The organism is bacterium (assembly GCA_024742285.1).
In the GTDB taxonomy this organism is placed as follows: Bacteria; Myxococcota_A; UBA9160; order UBA9160; family UBA4427; genus UBA4427.
This window is the reverse complement of the sequence record JANSYR010000047.1, coordinates 1-1,158: the sequence shown is the minus strand read 5'-3', so window position 1 is coordinate 1,158 and position 1,158 is coordinate 1. Positions and strand designations below refer to the sequence as shown.

1 protein-coding gene is annotated in these 1,158 nt (G+C 35.3%); it reads left to right on the top strand.

The features are described from left to right. Positions 1-837: 837 nt before the first annotated feature. Positions 838-1,158, top strand: a 321-nt coding sequence (locus tag NXI30_29050; protein MCR9098288.1) for a hypothetical protein, incomplete at its 3' end; no start/stop codon positions are given.

Here is a 1,158-nt window from a genome sequence, read left to right as displayed (position 1 = left end):
GTATTGTTCCTAAGTGTAAGCTGCAAGAGATATGCGATACTGCACAGGCATGTACCAAACTTACATCGCTAAACAAAGACATGGTCAGTAGAACCGAAGAATTTGGAGACAAAACACACCCATTGTACCACATTGGACTTATAGATGAACACTATTTCGTAATTGACAAAACAGACTTGACATCGTACTGTTTAACACATTACGAAGACATCAAACACCTGAAAACTGCAACTCAATATACATGAATACAACAGGTACTTATAAAACATCTAACCAGAAATACATTGACAGTTTCAAAGTTGTCAAGATTTTATTAGAGAATAAGGACAAATTGTTAGAACCAATACCATACGATGAAAATAATGAATACTCAATTCTATGACAAGGTCACAGAATATAAAACATTAGAGTATCCGTCGTCGTGTGTTAAATACCAGCAGTACGAACCCAAGAACAAAACCAGATTTCATAAAGTGTATTTTGATTTTGAAACGGTTACTAACAAGACACATAAACCCTATCTCGTTAGATACGAAACCGAAGACGATGTACGGCAAGAGTTCATCGGTGAAAATTGCGCACTCGATATGCTTAACAATTTACCATATAAGAAACACATTTTGTTAATTGCTCACAATGCGAATTATGATTGCAGGTTCTTATTGCAATACCTAACACACGAGAAACCGCTGGTGAAAGGTGGTCGCATTCTCTCGTGCAATGCCGTGTATTACAGATTTGGTGATAAGAAACAACCGATAAATATACTAATCAAAGATAGTTTAAAGATAATTAATATGCCTTTTAAAAAAGTTTGGTAAAAGTTTCAAATTGGATGTGGAAAAGGAAATTATGCCCTACCAACTATACACACAAGACAACATTGAGAAAGTCTATGTTCCAATTGTTGGTGCAGTTTCATATTTAAACGATGATGTTGTACAACAGTTCATCAATAACATTGATAGGTGGGAATGTAGAGGCGACGGTCATAAATTCAATGAGTTTAACAAATTGAAGTATTTGTCTAAATATTGTGAAATGGATTGCCAGGTGTTGCGGTTGGGTTACGCAACTTTCAGAGGGTGGATGCTTGAATATACTGGCTTAGATGTTGATAACTGTACAACTATACAAAGTTTAAGTAGCGATTACAAG